The organism is Sphingobium sp. TomTYG75, assembly GCF_054771635.1.
Window position 1 is genome coordinate 2,381,373 of sequence record NZ_BSRE01000001.1, and the last position, 15,779, is coordinate 2,397,151.

At 62.1% G+C, this 15,779-nt stretch carries 13 protein-coding genes; 12 read left to right on the top strand and 1 reads right to left on the bottom strand.

Features of this window, described 5'->3' with window-relative positions; all coding sequences use genetic code 11:
• Positions 1 to 26 precede the first annotated feature (26 nt).
• Positions 27 to 1,658 (top strand): CTP synthase, encoded by a 1,632-nt coding sequence (locus ACYU81_RS12080; RefSeq protein ID WP_449471834.1) that lies wholly within the window; start codon positions 27 to 29, stop codon positions 1,656 to 1,658.
• A gap of 228 nt (positions 1,659 to 1,886) precedes the next feature.
• Here ACYU81_RS12080 and ACYU81_RS12085 read toward each other — a convergent pair whose 3' ends face one another.
• A complete protein-coding gene (locus ACYU81_RS12085; RefSeq protein ID WP_460987808.1) occupies positions 1,887 to 3,158 on the bottom strand; it encodes a serine hydrolase domain-containing protein in 1,272 nt (423 codons plus the stop codon).
• A gap of 211 nt (positions 3,159 to 3,369) precedes the next feature.
• Between ACYU81_RS12085 and rimP the strand changes: the two genes are divergently transcribed.
• The 11 genes from rimP (at position 3,370) to ACYU81_RS12140 (ending at position 15,691) form a co-directional block, all read left to right on the top strand.
• Entirely contained in the window at positions 3,370 to 3,894 is a 525-nt protein-coding gene (gene rimP / locus ACYU81_RS12090; protein ID WP_460987809.1) for a ribosome maturation protein RimP, read from the top strand.
• A gap of 12 nt (positions 3,895 to 3,906) precedes the next feature.
• A complete protein-coding gene (nusA, locus tag ACYU81_RS12095) occupies positions 3,907 to 5,478 on the top strand; it encodes a transcription termination factor NusA (protein WP_449471839.1) in 1,572 nt (523 codons plus the stop codon).
• Between the two features lie 7 nt (positions 5,479 to 5,485).
• The gene (locus ACYU81_RS12100) at positions 5,486 to 5,722 is read left to right on the top strand and encodes a tautomerase family protein (RefSeq protein WP_460987810.1); all 237 of its coding nucleotides are present in this window, start codon (positions 5,486 to 5,488) and stop codon (positions 5,720 to 5,722) included.
• Positions 5,723 to 5,896: 174 nt separating this feature from the next.
• A complete protein-coding gene (locus ACYU81_RS12105) occupies positions 5,897 to 6,553 on the top strand; it encodes a DUF448 domain-containing protein (RefSeq protein ID WP_460987811.1) in 657 nt (218 codons plus the stop codon).
• A 68-nt stretch (positions 6,554 to 6,621) separates the two neighbouring features.
• Positions 6,622 to 9,210 carry a translation initiation factor IF-2 gene (infB, locus tag ACYU81_RS12110; protein WP_460987812.1) on the top strand — a complete coding sequence of 863 codons (2,589 nt, stop codon included), beginning with the start codon at positions 6,622 to 6,624 and terminating at the stop codon, positions 9,208 to 9,210.
• Between the two features lie 127 nt (positions 9,211 to 9,337).
• Positions 9,338 to 9,736 (top strand): 30S ribosome-binding factor RbfA, encoded by a 399-nt coding sequence (gene rbfA, locus ACYU81_RS12115; protein WP_449471844.1) that lies wholly within the window; start codon positions 9,338 to 9,340, stop codon positions 9,734 to 9,736.
• 17 nt (positions 9,737 to 9,753) lie between these two features.
• Entirely contained in the window at positions 9,754 to 10,800 is a 1,047-nt protein-coding gene (gene truB, locus ACYU81_RS12120) for a tRNA pseudouridine(55) synthase TruB (RefSeq protein ID WP_460987813.1), read from the top strand.
• 19 nt (positions 10,801 to 10,819) lie between these two features.
• Positions 10,820 to 11,089, top strand: coding sequence for a 30S ribosomal protein S15 (gene rpsO / locus ACYU81_RS12125; protein WP_460987814.1), 270 nt, complete (start codon positions 10,820 to 10,822; stop codon positions 11,087 to 11,089).
• A 277-nt stretch (positions 11,090 to 11,366) separates the two neighbouring features.
• A complete protein-coding gene (gene pnp / locus ACYU81_RS12130; protein WP_460987815.1) occupies positions 11,367 to 13,676 on the top strand; it encodes a polyribonucleotide nucleotidyltransferase in 2,310 nt (769 codons plus the stop codon).
• 145 nt (positions 13,677 to 13,821) lie between these two features.
• Entirely contained in the window at positions 13,822 to 14,838 is a 1,017-nt protein-coding gene (locus tag ACYU81_RS12135; protein ID WP_460987816.1) for a sensor histidine kinase, read from the top strand.
• Positions 14,839 to 14,905: 67 nt separating this feature from the next.
• Entirely contained in the window at positions 14,906 to 15,691 is a 786-nt protein-coding gene (locus ACYU81_RS12140; protein WP_196226413.1) for an outer membrane protein assembly factor BamD, read from the top strand.
• Positions 15,692 to 15,779: the final 88 nt, after the last annotated feature.

The window sequence follows — 15,779 nt, forward strand, 5'->3', positions numbered from 1 at the left end:
TTGTAAAAGGCTAAGCCTCCTCTCCCATGGCGCGGTATATTTTCATCACCGGCGGCGTGGTCTCCTCGCTTGGCAAGGGCCTTATGGCCGCATCGCTCGCAGCACTGCTGCAGGCGCGAGGTTTCCGTGTGCGTATCCGGAAGTTCGATCCCTATCTCAACGTCGATCCGGGCACGATGAGCCCGTATCAGCATGGCGAGGTCTATGTGACCGATGACGGGGCGGAAACCGACCTCGACCTTGGCCATTATGAGCGGTTTACGGGCGTTTCGGCACGCCAGTCGGACAATGTGACGCAGGGCCGCGTCTATCAGACGATCATTCAGCGCGAACGGCGCGGCGATTATCTGGGCGCGACGGTGCAGGTGATCCCGCACGTCACGGACGAGATCAAGGCGTTCGCGATAGCCGAGTCAGATGATCTGGATTTCGTGCTGTGCGAAATTGGCGGGACGGTCGGCGACATCGAATCGCTGCCGTTCATGGAAGCGATCCGTCAGCTGCATAATGACCTGGGTCGCCGCCAGTCGATCTTCGTCCATGTGACGCTGGTCCCCTATATCGCGGCGGCGGGCGAGCTGAAGACAAAGCCCACGCAGCACAGCGTGCGCGAACTGACGTCGCTGGGCATCCAGCCCGACATTTTGCTGTGCCGTTGCGAACATCCGCTGCCCGACAGCGAACGGGCGAAGATCGCGCTGTTCTGCAACGTCCGCAAGGAAGCGGTGATCCCCGCGCTCGACGCCAGCAGCATCTATGCGGTGCCCGCGCAATATCATGCCGAAGGGCTGGACGAGGAAGTGCTGCGCGCCTTCGGCATCGACGATGCGCCCAAGCCGACGCTCGATCGCTGGATGGACATCATGGACCGCCAGCAGAACCCCGAAGGCGAAGTGACGATCGGCGTCGTCGGCAAATATGTCGGCCTGCCGGACGCCTACAAGTCGCTCTACGAGGCGCTGACCCATGGCGGTTTCGCCAATCGGGTGAAGGTGAAGATCAAGTGGATCGACGCCGAACTGTTCGAGAAGGGCGATGATGTCGCCGCCAGCCTGGAGCCGATGCACGGCATTTTGGTCCCCGGCGGCTTTGGCGTGCGCGGGTCGGAAGGCAAGATCGCGTCGGTGAAGTTCGCTCGCGAACGCAATGTGCCCTTCTTTGGCATCTGCCTTGGCATGCAGATGGCCTGCATTGAAGGGGCGCGGAACACAGCCGGAATCGCGGAGGCGTCCACCACCGAATTTGGCGAGACGAGCGAGCCTGTCGTCGGCCTCATCACCGAATGGATGAGCAGCGAAGGCTTGCAGAAGCGCACGGCCGAAACCGACCTTGGTGGCACGATGCGGCTGGGCGCCTATCCCGCCAAGCTCACCGGCAACAGCGTGGTCGCGGGCATATATGGCGCGAGCGAGATCAGCGAGCGGCATCGCCATCGCTATGAGGTGAACGCCGGTTATCGCGAGGCTCTGGAGAAGGGTGGCCTCATCTTCTCGGGCATGTCGCCGGACGGCACCTTGCCGGAGATTGTCGAGCGGCCGGACCATCCCTGGTTCGTCGGCGTGCAGTTCCATCCGGAGCTGAAGTCCAAGCCGTTTGATCCGCATCCGCTGTTTGCTAGCTTTATTGAGGCGGCGGTGAAGCAGAGCCGGTTGGTGTGATCGGCTCGAGCCTTTTCTAAGCAGATGGAATCATCTGCTGGCTCGGAAAATGCGGCAGAATATAATCCTGGAGCATCCGGGCCGATGTAATCGGATCGGAATCTGCTCCAGGTCGAGGTCTGGCCGATATGGGCTACTGATTTTCTGGCTTCGTCACCCCGGACCTTGATCCGGGGTCCCGCCTAGCTCCGCGGTTAGACAAGCGAGCAGCTATTTGCTCGTCAGCTCTTATAATGTCCTGGCCGAGGCCAAATCCGCATGGACGGCCTTTGGCAGATTGATCGCGAAGTCGAAGACCGACAGGTTGTTGATCAAGCCGGTCACCCGAAGCCGCTGCGCGGGCGCGATGACGCCGATCGTCCCGGCGGCGCCCAGCCAGCCGAACAAGCCTTTGAACCCGCCATGGTCAGCAATGCAGCCGCCCGCGCCGAATCCGACCACACCAGGAATGCCGACATAGCCGCGCATGTTCACGCCCTGCGGCAGGAGGTTGGAGGTTCCAACCGTCACAGCGGTAGGCGGCAGGACCTCAGCTCTGCCCAAACGGCCTTCATTCGTCAGCATGGCCAGGAAACGGTCGTAATCATGGGCCGAGGAGATGAGGCCGCCCCCGCCCGAAGGAAATGCGGGCTTGTTCAGGAAGATGGAGGTCGGACCTGCATCGACCACGGCCAATTTGGCGCCTCTGCCCGTATAGCTTGTGACGAGACGCGCCTTCTTGTCTGCTGGCACATCGAAGAAGGTGCTGTTCATGCCAAGAGGTGCGAAGAACCGCTGCTCCAGAAACTGTTCAAAGGGCATGCCTGCCACCAGCTCTATGATGCGGCCCAGCAAATCCAGCCCGACCGAATAGCTCCAGGCTGTGCCGGGGTCTGAAAGAAGCGGAGCTGCCGCCAGCCGCTCGGCGAATTGCTTGAGGCTAGAGGGGGGCGCTTGCTCCAGTCGTTCAGCGTTGCTGAGCAGGTTCTGCTTCAGTCCCAGCTGTTGATATACCGCCTTGAGTGGCCCGCTCATCGAAGGCCCACCACCAAGGCCGGCAGTGTGGGTCAACAGGTGACGGATCGTCATGACAGAAGCGGCGGGGCGCGTTTCGAGGCTTTGGCCGGGGTTGGTCAGGACGCGCATATTCGCAAAGCCGGGGATGAAATCGGCAACAGGCTGATCGAGCTTCATCCGGCCCTCGGCGATCAGCAGCATCACCGCCATGCCGGTGATGGGTTTCGTCATCGAATAAACGCGGAACAGCGTGTGCTCATCCACCCGGCGCGGGTTGTCCAGGGCGATCGTTCCGCTGCTCACATAGGCTGGGCGATCAGTTGCGCGACCAATCGCCACGATTGCTCCGGGAGCGGCTGGTTCCCCGATCACGCCGTTCACCATGCCCCTAACCGCGGGGAAGCGTTCGGCAACGGCGCGCGCGCGTAACGGCGCGGCACTCATAAGACCGAGGCAGGCTGCTCCCTTCAGCAGATCGCGCCGTAAGAATACCGAATGTGGCATGGCCGTCCTCCCCCTTATTGTCGCTCTTTCTACGGTGTAGATGGTATACAGGACCGGTCACCGCTTCATCAAAATTCTGCCGCACGAATAATGTTGCAGCATTATATCTTCCCCCCTATATCGCCCTTGCTTCCTTACATCGTCAAACATGTCGGGGTCGCAGGCGGAACGCTTGCGGCGGCGGGAGCGCACATATTCTGTTGGAGACTGCATGGCGGACATCGCCGAACTGACCGCGCTGATCGAACCGGAGGTGAAAGCCTTGGGGTTCGACCTTGTGCGCGTGAAGCTGTTCGGGTCTGGCGATGAATATACGTTGCAGATCATGGCCGAGCGGCCGGCGACGAAGCAGCTTGTCATCGAGGATTGCGCTGCCATCTCGCGCCGCCTGTCCGACGTGCTGGATGAGGTTGATCCGATCGAGGAGGCCTATCGGCTGGAAGTTAGCTCGCCGGGTATCGATCGGCCGCTGACCCGCCTCCATGACTTCATGGAATGGGCGGGGCATGAGGCGAAGATCGCCACCAGCGAAACGGTGGCGGGGCGCAAGAGCTTTCGCGGCATCCTGAAGGGTGTCGAGGGTGATGATGTCCAGTTCCAGGATAACAAGGCCGGGGATGTCGCCATCCCCTTCGCGTTGGTCGGCGATGCCAAGCTGATACTGACCGACGCGCTCATTTCTGCTAGCATGCCGCTCTCCTCCGATGGGGCGGACGAGTTCGAAACCGAAGAGTAAGGGTTCACGACCATGGCCAACGCCATTTCCGCCAACAAGGCCGAGCTGCTCGCGATCGCGAACAGCGTCGCCACCGAGAAGATGATCGACAAGGCGATCGTCATCGAGGCGATGGAAGACGCGATCCAGCGCGCCGCTCGCGCGCGCTATGGTGCGGAGAATGACATCCGCGCGAAGCTGGACCCCGACAGCGGCGACCTGCGCCTGTGGCGCGTCGTCGAGGTGGTCGAGGCCGTGGACGACTATTTCAAGCAGGTGGACCTCAAGCAGGCGCAGAAGCTGAAGAAGGATGCCGTGATCGGCGACTTCATCGTCGATCCGCTGCCCCCGATCGACCTGGGCCGTATCGACGCCCAGTCCGCCAAGCAGGTGATCTTCCAGAAGGTCCGCGACGCCGAGCGCGAGCGTCAGCATGAGGAATTCAAGGACCGCGTGGGTGAGATCATCACCGGCGTCGTGAAATCCGTCGAGTTTGGCCATGTTGTGGTGAACCTTGGCCGCGCCGAGGGCGTGATCCGCCGCGACCAGCAGATCCCGCGCGAAGTCGTCCGCGTCGGCGACCGCATTCGCTCGGTGATCCTGAACGTGCGTCGCGAAAACCGTGGCCCGCAGATTTTCCTCAGCCGCGCGCATCCCGAGTTCATGAAGAAGCTGTTCGCGCAGGAAGTGCCCGAAATCTACGACGGCGTCATCACCATCATGGCAGCCGCCCGCGATCCGGGCTCGCGCGCCAAGATCGGCGTTATCAGCCGCGATTCGAGCATCGACCCCGTCGGCGCCTGCGTCGGCATGAAGGGTAGCCGCGTGCAGGCCGTCGTGCAGGAAATGCAGGGCGAGAAGATCGACATCATCCCCTGGTCGGAAGATACGGCGACCTTCGTCGTCAACGCGCTCCAGCCCGCGCAGGTCGCTCGCGTCGTTATCGACGAGGAAGAAGAGCGTATCGAAGTCGTCGTTCCCGACGATCAGTTGTCGCTCGCCATCGGCCGTCGCGGGCAGAATGTCCGTCTCGCCTCGCAGCTGACGGGCAAGGCCATCGACATCATGACCGAGGCCGACGCGTCCGAAAAGCGCCAGAAGGAATTCGTCTCCCGCTCCGAACTGTTCCAGAACGAGCTGGATGTGGACGAGACGCTGTCGCAGCTGCTGGTGGCCGAAGGCTTTGGCGAGCTGGAAGAAGTCGCCTATGTCGGCGTCGAGGAACTGGCGGCGATCGAAGGCTTCGACGAGGATCTGGCCGCCGAGCTGCAAAGCCGTGCGCAGGAAGCGCTGGACCGCCGCGAAGCCGCTGCCCGCGAGGAGCGTCAGGCGCTCGGCGTCGAGGATGCGTTGGCAGAGATGCCACACCTCACCGAAGCCATGCTGGTGACGCTGGGCAAGGCAGGCATCAAGACGCTGGATGATCTGGCCGATCTCGCGACGGACGAACTGGTCGCGAAGAAGCGCGTCGATCAGCGCCGCCGCCGCAGTGAGACGTCCGAGGACAAGGGCGGGATTCTCGCCGAATATGGCCTTAGTGAAGAGCAGGGCAATGAGATCATCATGGCCGCCCGCGCACACTGGTTTGAAGGCGAGGAAGCTTAAGCGCCCCATGCCTTTCGTCGATATCCGTCTGGCCGGAAACGCCACCCGTGAACAGAAGGCAGCGATCGTTGCCGACGTCACCCAGTCGCTCGTTGAGCGGCTGGGGAAGTCGGCCGCTGCCGTGCAGGTGGTGATTTCCGAAATCTCGACGGAGAATTATGGGTCGGGCGGACAGCTGATCGCTGACCGCGCGCTTGCCTCCAGCCCTGGGGAGGACGCCAATGCCGCGGTCACTTCCCGATGAGAGGCTGACGCCGTCATATAGCGCTGTCTTATCCTCGCTCTTCCCTTTCAAAAGAAAGGTTGGGGCGGGTACGATCGCGGCAGCAATCGCTAGCACCCGTTTTAGGGCTGAGGGCGTAGCGCGCTTCGCGCGACCCACCCCCATTCCCTCCCTTGAAAGGGAGGGGCTTTCCCAATGACCGAACGCAAATGCATCCTCTCAGGCGATCGGGCCGATCCCGAGACGCTGATCCGCCTCGCCGTCGGACCAGAAGGTCAGGTCCTTCCCGACATTCGCGCGAAGGCGCCGGGCCGTGGCGCGTGGATCGGCGTTCCGCGCGCTGAGCTTGAGCAGGCGCTCGCCAAGGGTAAGCTGACGGGTGCACTCGCGCGGGCATTCAAAACGGGTGAGTTGCAGATCCCGGACAATTTGCCGGACCTGATCGAAGATGGCCTGCGCAAGGCTTTGCTGGACCGCTTGGGGCTGGAGGCGAAGGCATCCATGGTCCTCACCGGATCGGAAAAGATCGACGTCGCCTGCCGTCAGGCCAAGGTTCAACTGCTGCTCCACGCCAGTGATGCCGCAGCCGACGGCAATCGAAAGCTCGACCAGGCGCTGCGGGTCGGACAGGAAGCCGAAGGCACCGAATTGGCGGGCGTCGTCTTGCCTGTGGACCGACAGGCCCTATCTATGGCAATGGGGCGGGACAATGTCGTCCATATCGCAGTGACCGACTCGCGTGCCGCGTCGCGTCTGCGTACGGCCATCGGCCGCTTGGAAAGCTATCTGGGTTGCGCTAGCGAGGCGCCCGTGCATGGGGAGCATGACTCCGCCGGTGTGCTGGGCGCCTGACGAGCATGGAATGAAGGCGCCGACGGGCCTTGCCGGTCGGATGTAAGTGAAGGGTACAGTTCAGTCGTATGAGTGACAGCAAGGAAGACAAGCCGGTTCTGGGCCGCAAGCCGCTGGGCATCAAGCGGACCGTTGAATCCGGCCAGGTGCAGCAGCAGTTCAGCCATGGCCGCAAGAATACGGTCGTGGTCGAGGTGAAGCGGCGCCGCATTCTGGGCAAGCCGGGTGAAGCCGGTGCGCCTGCGGCTGCGCCTCAGGCTGATCCGGCTCCGGCACCCGCCGCAGCGGCACCCGCGCCGCAGCAGCCGCAGGCTCGCGCGCCTCAGCCTGCCGCGCCCGCGCGTCCCGCTCCGCCGCAGAGCCTGATGTCGCGTCAGGAATTGCAGGTAAAGCTGCTGCGCGAGGCTGAAGAAGCCCGCATGACCGCGCTGGAAGATGCGCGTCGCCGCGAAGACGCGCAGCGTAATGCCGCGAGCGAGGATGAAAAGCGCCGCGCCGAGGAAAATCGCCTGGCTGCGGAAGCTGCTGAGGCTGAAGCCGCGCGCCGTGTCGAAGAAGAAGCCAAGGTCGCCGAGCAGAAGCCCGAGCCCGAAGCTCCTGCGGCGCCTGTCGCCGAGGAAAGCCCCGAAGCGCGTCCCGCTGCCGCTCCGGCTGCTACCGCTTCTGCTGCGCCGCCGCCGCGCCGCTTCACGCCGGTTACCCCGATCAAGCGTCCCGAACCGGCCAAGCCGGATCGGACCAAGCGTGCGGGCGAGGACAATCGCCGCCAGTCGGGCAAGCTGACCGTAACGCGCGCGCTTGCGGACGACGACAGCGCTCGTGCCCGTTCGCTCGCCGCATTGAAGCGTGCCCGCGAAAAGGAACGTCGCGCTCACTATGCCGGTGGCGCGCAGCAACGTGAAAAGCAGGTTCGCGACGTCGTCGTGCCCGAAAGCATCACGGTGCAGGAGCTCGCCAACCGTATGGCCGAAAAGGGTGCGGACCTGGTGAAGTCCCTGTTCAAGATGGGCACCGCCGTCACTCTGAATCAGCCGATCGATCAGGATACGGCGGAACTGCTGGTCGAGGAATTCGGCCACCGCATCCAGCGCGTTTCCGATGCCGACGTTGAAATCGGCATCGAGGGTGAAGTCGATGCGGCAGAGACGCTGAAGCCCCGCGCGCCAGTCGTGACCATCATGGGTCATGTCGATCATGGCAAGACATCGCTGCTTGACGCGCTGCGCGGCACAGATGTGGTCGCGGGCGAAAGCGGCGGCATCACCCAGCATATCGGCGCCTATCAGGTGACGACCAAGGGTGGCGACGTCATCACTTTCCTCGACACGCCGGGCCATGAGGCTTTCTCGGAAATGCGTGCGCGTGGCGCGAATGTCACCGACATCGTCATCCTGGTGGTGGCGGCCGATGACGGGCTGATGCCGCAGACGATCGAGGCCATCAACCATACCAAGGCGTCTGGTGTCCCGATGATCGTCGCGATCAATAAGTGCGACAAGCCGGAAGCCAATCCGCAGAAGGTGCGCGAGCGCCTGCTGAGCGAAGAGATTGTCGTCGAGGATATGGGTGGCGATGTGCAGGACGTGGAGGTTTCGGCGCTCAAAAAGACCGGCCTTGACGAACTGATCGAGAAAATCCTGCTCCAGGCGGAAGTCATGGAACTGGGGGCTAACCCCGATCGCCCTGCCGAAGGCAATGTGATCGAGGCGCAGCTCGACAAGGGCCGTGGCGCGGTTGCTACCGTGCTGGTCCGCAAGGGTACGCTCAAGGTCGGCGACACCTTCGTCATCGGCGCGGAGAGCGGCAAGGTTCGCGCTCTGGTCAATGACAAGGGTCAGAATGTGAAGGTCGCAGGGCCATCGACCCCGGTCGAGGTGCTGGGGCTTTCGGGTGTTCCTCTGGCGGGCGATCAACTCACGGTCGTCGAGAATGAGGCGCGCGCTCGCGAAGTTGCCGCCTATCGTCAGGAACAGGCGACCAAGAAGCGCACCACCAGCGCCCCGACCAGCTTTGAACATATGTTCTCGGCGCTCAACACGACCGTCATCGAATATCCGGTGGTGGTGAAGGGCGACGTGCAGGGTTCCGTCGAAGCTATTGTCACGGCGCTCAACCGCATTTCGACCGACGAGATCAAGGTCCGCGTCCTGCATTCAGGCGTTGGCGCGATCACCGAAAGCGACGTCACGCTGGCCGCTGCCAGCCGTGCGCCGCTGATCGGCTTCAACGTCCGTCCCAATGCCAAGGCGCGTCAGCTGGCGGAGCGCGAGAAGATTTCGCTGCGCTATTATGACGTGATCTACGACTTGCTTGAGGAAGTTCGCGGCGAAATGGCGGGCCAGCTGGCTCCAGAGCGCATCGAAACCATCGTCGGCCGGGCCGAGGTGCTTCAGGTGTTCCCGGCGGGCAAGAAGGACAAGGCGGCTGGTCTGCTCGTCCTCGACGGCATCATCCGCAAGGGGCTCAATGCGCGCCTTACCCGCGATGATGTCATCGTGTCGCGTACTCACATCGCTTCGCTGCGCCGCTTCAAGGACGATGTGTCCGAAGTGCGTGCGGGCATGGAGTGCGGTGCGGTGCTGCAAGACACGAACGACATCAAGGCCGGCGATACGCTGGAACTGTTCGAGGTCGAGGAACGCGCCCGGACGTTGTGATGATCTAGCTTTCCCCTTCCCGCAAGCGGGAGGGGGGCAGGGGGTGGGCTCGCCCTCTCCTGAACTGTAATGGCCGATGGGGAGAGCCCACCCCCGGCCCCTCCCGCCTGCGGGAGGGGAGGATATAATGCCCGCTCCTAATGAAGGCCCCTCCGTCCGCCTGCTGCGTGTGGGCGAACAGGTGCGCCATGTGCTGTCAGACATTCTCCAGCGCGACGACGTGCATGACGATGTTCTCGCCAAGCATGTCGTCAGCGTGACCGAGGTTCGCATGTCGCCAGACCTGCGGCATGCCACCGTGTTCGTGAAGTCGCTATTGGGTCAGGATGAGGAGGCGGTGCTGAAGGCGCTGCGTACCAATACGGCCTATCTCCAGCGCGAGGTGGCTCACCGGATTCGCCTGAAATATGCGGCCAAGCTCAAATTCCTGGCGGATGAGAGTTTTGACGAGGGTAGCCATATCGACAAGCTGCTGCGTGATCCCAAAGTCGCGCAGGATCTTGAACAGCCCGATGATGAGGGCTGACGCGCTGCGTTGATCCGATGCACGGCTGGATTATCCTCGATAAACCGCACGGGCTTGGCTCGACGCAGGCGGTCAGCGCGGTCAAGCGCGCCCTTCGCCAAAGTGGCGCGGGTAAGTGGAAGGTCGGCCATGGCGGCACGCTTGATCCGCTCGCTACCGGCGTGCTGCCGATCGCGGTGGGGGAAGCGACGAAGCTCGCCGGGCGGATGCTCGACAGCGATAAGATTTACGACTTCACGATAGCATTTGGCGCACAAACGGACACGCTGGACCTCGAAGGAAAGGTGATCGCTGAGAGAGATCACCTGCCCACGTTCGGCGAAGTGGAAGCGATACTGCCCCGCTTCACCGGCCCGATCGAACAGGCGCCGCCAGCCTATTCCGCGATCCTGATCGACGGGCAACGAGCATATGATCTTGCGCGCGCTGGGCAGGATGTTGAGATGAAGACGCGCGCCGTCACTATCCACGCGCTCACCATATCCTCTCTCCCGAGAGGGGGTCGATCAGAGGCACGTGACTCTGATCGAGATAGCGAAGTTTGCTCGCAAAGCGGGCTAGCGGAGCTTGGAGAGGTGCAGGTTGCGCCGAGCCCCTCTCCAACTCCGGCTAGGCAGCGAGCTGCCAAGCCTGCGTATCCTCTCCCCCTCTCGGGAGAGAGGATCAATGAAATCACCCTTCGCGCCCATGTCTCCAAGGGCACCTATATCCGCAGCCTCGCCCGCGACATCGCGATCGCGCTCGGCACGGTCGGCCATGTCACCATGCTCCGACGGGTGAAGGCAGGCCCGTTCACCCTCGAATCCGCTATTTCGCTGGACAAATTGGACGAAGCTGCTAGGGGCGGCGGCTTCGGCGGTCTTATGCTGCCGTTGACCGCAGGGCTGGACGACATCCCGGCTCTCGCAGTCTCTCCCGACGATGCATTGGCTCTCCGACAGGGGAAGGTGCTTGTGGGGAAACCGCATACCGGTCTCATGCTGGCGATGGAGGGCGACACGCCCGTCGCGCTGGTGGAGGCCAGTGGCCCGGAAATCCGGGTGGTGCGCGGCTTCAATCTCTAGATGTTACGAAAGGAAGCCGATGTCGATTACTGCTGAGCGCAAGGAAGCGCTGATCAAGGAACATGCCCGCGCCGAAGGCGACACCGGTTCGCCGGAAGTACAGGTCGCGATCCTTTCGGAGCGCATTTCGAACCTGACCGAGCATTTCAAGGGTCACCACAAGGATAACCACAGCCGTCGCGGCCTGCTGATGCTGGTCAACAAGCGCCGTTCGCTGCTGGACTATCTGAAGAAAAAAGATGGGTCGCGTTATACTGACCTGATCGCCAAGCTGGGCCTGCGCAAGTAAGCCTGCTAAAGAAGGAGCGGCCCCCATGTCGGGGCCGTTTCTGATTCTGACAACATGGCTCCGGGCAATTCGGCACGGCGCCATGAAACGGGGAACTTTCCCCACACCGTTCGGGCTGAGCGAAGTCGAAGCCCACTCCTTCTCTTGAAGAAAGAGAAAGAAAGCCCTTCGACAAGCTCAGGGCGAACGGAATGAGGAGTACGCTCCTCGCTCATGGGTCACTGGCCCAACAAAGGCCCCGCCCGGCAATAGGGCCAGGCGGGCGAAGGAAAAAAGCATGTTTGATGTAAAGAAAGTTTCAATCGAGCTGGGCGGAAAGACCCTCATGCTCGAAACCGGTCGTATTGCGCGTCAGGCCGACGCCGCCGTGCTGGCGACCTATGGCGAGACCGTGGTGCTGTGCGCCGTGACCGCCGCCAAGTCGGTGAAGGAAGGGCAGGACTTCTTCCCGCTGACCGTCCACTATCAGGAAAAATATTCTGCGGCCGGCCGTATCCCCGGCGGCTTCTTCAAGCGTGAGCGCGGCGCGACCGAAAAGGAAACGCTGACCAGCCGCCTGATCGACCGCCCGATCCGCCCGCTCTTCCCCGAAGGTTTCTACAACGAAATCAACGTCATCGCTCAGGTGCTGTCGTTCGATGGCGAGAGCGAGCCCGATATCGTGGCGATGATCGCCGCTTCGGCCGCGCTGACCCTGTCGGGCGTGCCCTTCATGGGCCCGATCGGCGCTGCCCGCGTCGGTTACAAGGATGGCGAATATCAGCTGAATCCGTCGATGGACGAGGTGAAGGCCGGCGAACTCGACCTGGTCCTGGCTGCCACTGGCAACGCCGTGATGATGGTCGAATCCGAAGCCAAGGAGCTTTCGGAAGACGTCATGCTCGGCGCCGTCCTGTTCGCCCATGAAGCGAGCAAGAAGGTTGTCGATGCGATCATCCAGCTGGCCGAAAAGGCTGCGAAGGATCCGTGGGAAGTCGCCAAGGGCGAGGACCTGGATGACCTGAAGAAGAAGCTCAAGAAGCTGATCGGCAAGGACATCACGGCCGCCTACAAGCTGACCGACAAGTCGGCGCGCTCGAATGCGATCAACGAAGCGCGTGCCAAGGCGAAGGCATTTTTCACCGAAGAAGGTCTCGATGCCCAGACCGTCATGGCCGGCATCAAGCTGACCAAGAAGCTGGAATCGGAAATCGTGCGCGGCGCCATCATCAAGGATGGCAAGCGCATCGACGGCCGCACCACGACGCAGATTCGCCCGATCGAAGCGATGGTCGGCTTCCTGCCGCGCACCCATGGTTCGGCGCTGTTCACCCGCGGTGAAACGCAGGCGATCTGCACCACCACGCTCGGCACCAAGGATGCTGAGCAGATGATCGACGGCCTGAACGGCGTCTATTATGAAAACTTCATGCTGCACTATAACTTTCCGCCCTATTCGGTCGGTGAAGTCGGCCGCTTCGGCGCGCCGGGCCGTCGTGAAGTGGGTCATGGCAAGCTGGCATGGCGTGCGCTGCACCCCGTGCTGCCCAGCAAGGATGAGTTCCCCTACACGATCCGCGTATTGTCGGACATCACCGAGTCCAACGGCTCGTCGTCGATGGCGACGGTCTGCGGCGGTTCACTCTCGATGATGGACGCCGGTGTTCCGCTGAAGCGTCCGGTGTCGGGCATCGCGATGGGCCTGATCCTCGACGGCAAGGATTTCGCTGTGCTCAGCGACATCCTCGGCGACGAAGATCATCTCGGCGACATGGACTTCAAAGTGGCGGGCACGGAAGCGGGCATCACCACCATGCAGATGGACATCAAGGTTGCCGGCATCACGCAGGAAATCTTTGAAGTCGCCCTGCGTCAGGCGAAGGAAGGCCGCGCCCACATTCTGGGTGAGATGAACAAGGCCCTGTCCTCGACCCGCACCGAGCTGTCGGCTCACGCTCCGCGCATCGAGACGATCCAGATCGACAAGTCGAAGATCCGCGACGTCATCGGCACCGGCGGTAAGGTCATTCGCGAGATCGTCGCGGAAACCGGCGCCAAGGTCGACATCGACGACGAGGGCATCATCAAGATCAGCTCGTCCGACATCGACCAGATCGAAGCCGCCAAGAAGTGGATCCTCGGAATCGTCGAGGAAGCGGAAGTCGGCAAGATCTACAACGGCAAGGTCGTCAACATCGTCGACTTCGGTGCGTTCGTGAATTTCATGGGTGGCAAGGACGGTCTCGTCCACGTCTCCGAAATGAAGAATGAGCGCGTCGAAAAGCCAACCGACGTCGTGTCGGAAGGCCAGGAAGTGAAGGTCAAGGTCCTGGAGATCGATCCGCGCGGCAAGGTTCGCCTGTCGATGCGCGTCGTCGATCAGGAAACCGGCGAAGAGCTGGAGGACACCCGTCCTGCCCGCGAACCGCGCGAACCCCGTGGTGATCGTGGCGATCGTGGCCGTGGCCCGCGTCGTGACGGTGGTGATCGTGGCGGCCGTGGTGGTGATCGCGGTCCGCGCCGTGACCGTGGCCCCCGCAGCGAAGGCCGTGGCGGCGATGACGACGGCTCCAACGCTGGTCTGCCGGACTTCCTGACTCAGGACTGATCGGTTCCAACCCATCAGGTTAAGCAAAATGAGAAGGGCGCCCCCGCCGGGCGCCCTTTTTCGTTAGAGCCCAAACTCCTTGACTTCGATCAATTGGAGATGGCCAAACTTCTGTTACTGTGCGGCGCGATTTCAGGGAGATAAGATGCAGCGTTCCAATGAAAGGTTCGTCGAGCGCCTGCCTCTCGTGCTTCGGCGGCCAGTATATGCCTATGCCGTATCGGCCCTGTTTTGTGGCATCGCCCTTGCCCTCAGGCTGTCCGCGCAGGACTTCCTGCCGATCGGCTATCCTTTCGTATCCTTCTTTCCCGCTGTCATCCTTTCGACCTTTTTGTTCGGGCTGCGTCCCGGGATATTTGCGGGCATAGTTTGCGGAATATTGTCCTGGTATTTCTTCATCCCAGCGGGTGAGGGCGGCATCCTTGATGGTGGCGTCATCCTCGCCCTTATTTTCTATGCGGCCGTGATCGCCATCGACATCGCGCTCATTCACCTGATGCAGCGGGCCAATTTCAACCTTGCCGTGGAACGGGAACGCAGCCGTACGCTGGCGGAAAACCGGGAACTTCTGTTCCACGAATTGCAGCATCGCGTTTCCAACAATTTGCAGGTCGTAGCCGCGATGCTGTCATTGCAGCGGCGCCATGTAGACGATGAACTGGCGAGCAGGGCGTTGGACGATGCCGCCAGCCGCCTCGCGCTGATTGGTCGGATCAGCCGTGCATTGTATGATCCGGCAGAGGATGGGCAGGACCTGCATGCCTTTCTGACGCGGCTGACGGCGGATGTGCTGGAGGCGAGCGGGCGGGATGACATTCGCGTTACCGTCAGCGCTCCACCGGGCCTGACGCTGGAATCCCATGTCGCCGTGCCGCTCGCGCTGATCGTGGCGGAGGCGGTGAGCAATGCCATTGAACATGGCTTGCCCCATCGTGGCGGGACGATCGAGGTGTCTCTGGAGGATTCGAGCGGGACTCTGTCGTTGAAGATTGCTGACGACGGCGACGGCCTCTCTCCCGATTTCGAGATCGAGAAGGGCAATTCCATCGGCTTGCGCATAGCAAGCGCGCTGGCGAGCCAGCTCAGCGGTCAGTTCGGCCTGCACGCGCGGCCGGAAGGCGGCGCGATCGTCCGGTTGGACCTGCCCGTGCAGGCGCGTTGAGAGCCTGAAGCGTCCGCACGCTATTCTGCCGCTTGGCGAGTGCCATTCGCTCCGCTATGACCCGGCCATGCTGACGAAAACCATGACGCGCATTGGCGCTGCTACCGCCCCGGTTCTGCTTGCCGCCTTGCTCGCCGGCTGCGCCACCTCGAAGAACAAGGCCGACACGCAATATGTCGCCCGTGACGTGTCCACGCTTTACAATGCGGGCAAATATCGGCTCGATCGCGGGCAATATAAGATGGCCGCCGCCCTGTTTGACGAGGTGGAACGCCAGCATCCTTATTCCCCCTGGGCGCGCCGGGCGCAGCTCATGTCCGCGTTCAGCTATTATATGAACAAGGACTATAGTGAATCGATCGCGGCGTCGCAGCGCTTTCTGGCGATTCATACGGGCAACAAGGACGCGCCCTACGCCTATTATCTGATCGCGCTCTGCTATTATGAGCAGATCGCCGACGTTACCCGCGACCAGAAGATCACGCAGCAGTCGCTGGATTCGTTGGGCGAATTGATCCGCCGCTATCCCGACACCCGTTATGCCGCCGATGCGCGGTTGAAGCTGGACCTGGTCAACGATCACCTCGCGGGCAAGGAAATGGAAGTCGGCCGTTTCTACCAGCGTCGAGGGCAGTGGTTGGCAGCGACGCTACGCTTCCGCGTGGTCATCGACAAATATCAGACGACCACCCACACGCCTGAAGCGCTGGAGCGTCTGGTCGAAAGCTATCTCTCGCTCGGCATTCCGGAGGAAGCGCAGAAGGCTGCGGCTGTTCTGGGCAAGAACTATCCCGGCTCCAAATGGTATGAGCGTAGCTACAAGCTCATGCGGGAACATGGCGCGAAGGCGTAATTGCCGATTTACCGTCACCCCAGCGGAAGCTGGGGTCTCAGGCCATTGGGCACGACCCGGCGGCACGAGATCCCAGCTTCCGCTGGGA

Excerpts from the sequence above, each read along its gene's own strand:
- ACYU81_RS12080 (WP_449471834.1), top strand. The coding sequence starts at position 27 with ATGGCGCGGTATATTTTCATCACCGGCGGCGTGGTCTCCTCGCTTGGC.
- ACYU81_RS12140 (WP_196226413.1), top strand. The coding sequence starts at position 14,906 with ATGCTGACGAAAACCATGACGCGCATTGGCGCTGCTACCGCCCCGGTT.
- nusA (WP_449471839.1), top strand. The coding sequence starts at position 3,907 with ATGGCCAACGCCATTTCCGCCAACAAGGCCGAGCTGCTCGCGATCGCG.
- truB (WP_460987813.1), top strand. The coding sequence starts at position 9,754 with ATGCACGGCTGGATTATCCTCGATAAACCGCACGGGCTTGGCTCGACG.
- rimP (WP_460987809.1), top strand. The coding sequence starts at position 3,370 with ATGGCGGACATCGCCGAACTGACCGCGCTGATCGAACCGGAGGTGAAA.
- pnp (WP_460987815.1), top strand. The coding sequence starts at position 11,367 with ATGTTTGATGTAAAGAAAGTTTCAATCGAGCTGGGCGGAAAGACCCTC.
- ACYU81_RS12105 (WP_460987811.1), top strand. The coding sequence starts at position 5,897 with ATGACCGAACGCAAATGCATCCTCTCAGGCGATCGGGCCGATCCCGAG.
- ACYU81_RS12135 (WP_460987816.1), top strand. The coding sequence starts at position 13,822 with ATGCAGCGTTCCAATGAAAGGTTCGTCGAGCGCCTGCCTCTCGTGCTT.
- rbfA (WP_449471844.1), top strand. The coding sequence starts at position 9,338 with ATGCCCGCTCCTAATGAAGGCCCCTCCGTCCGCCTGCTGCGTGTGGGC.
- rpsO (WP_460987814.1), top strand. The coding sequence starts at position 10,820 with ATGTCGATTACTGCTGAGCGCAAGGAAGCGCTGATCAAGGAACATGCC.
- ACYU81_RS12085 (WP_460987808.1), bottom strand. The coding sequence starts at position 3,158 with ATGCCACATTCGGTATTCTTACGGCGCGATCTGCTGAAGGGAGCAGCC.
- ACYU81_RS12100 (WP_460987810.1), top strand. The coding sequence starts at position 5,486 with ATGCCTTTCGTCGATATCCGTCTGGCCGGAAACGCCACCCGTGAACAG.
- infB (WP_460987812.1), top strand. The coding sequence starts at position 6,622 with ATGAGTGACAGCAAGGAAGACAAGCCGGTTCTGGGCCGCAAGCCGCTG.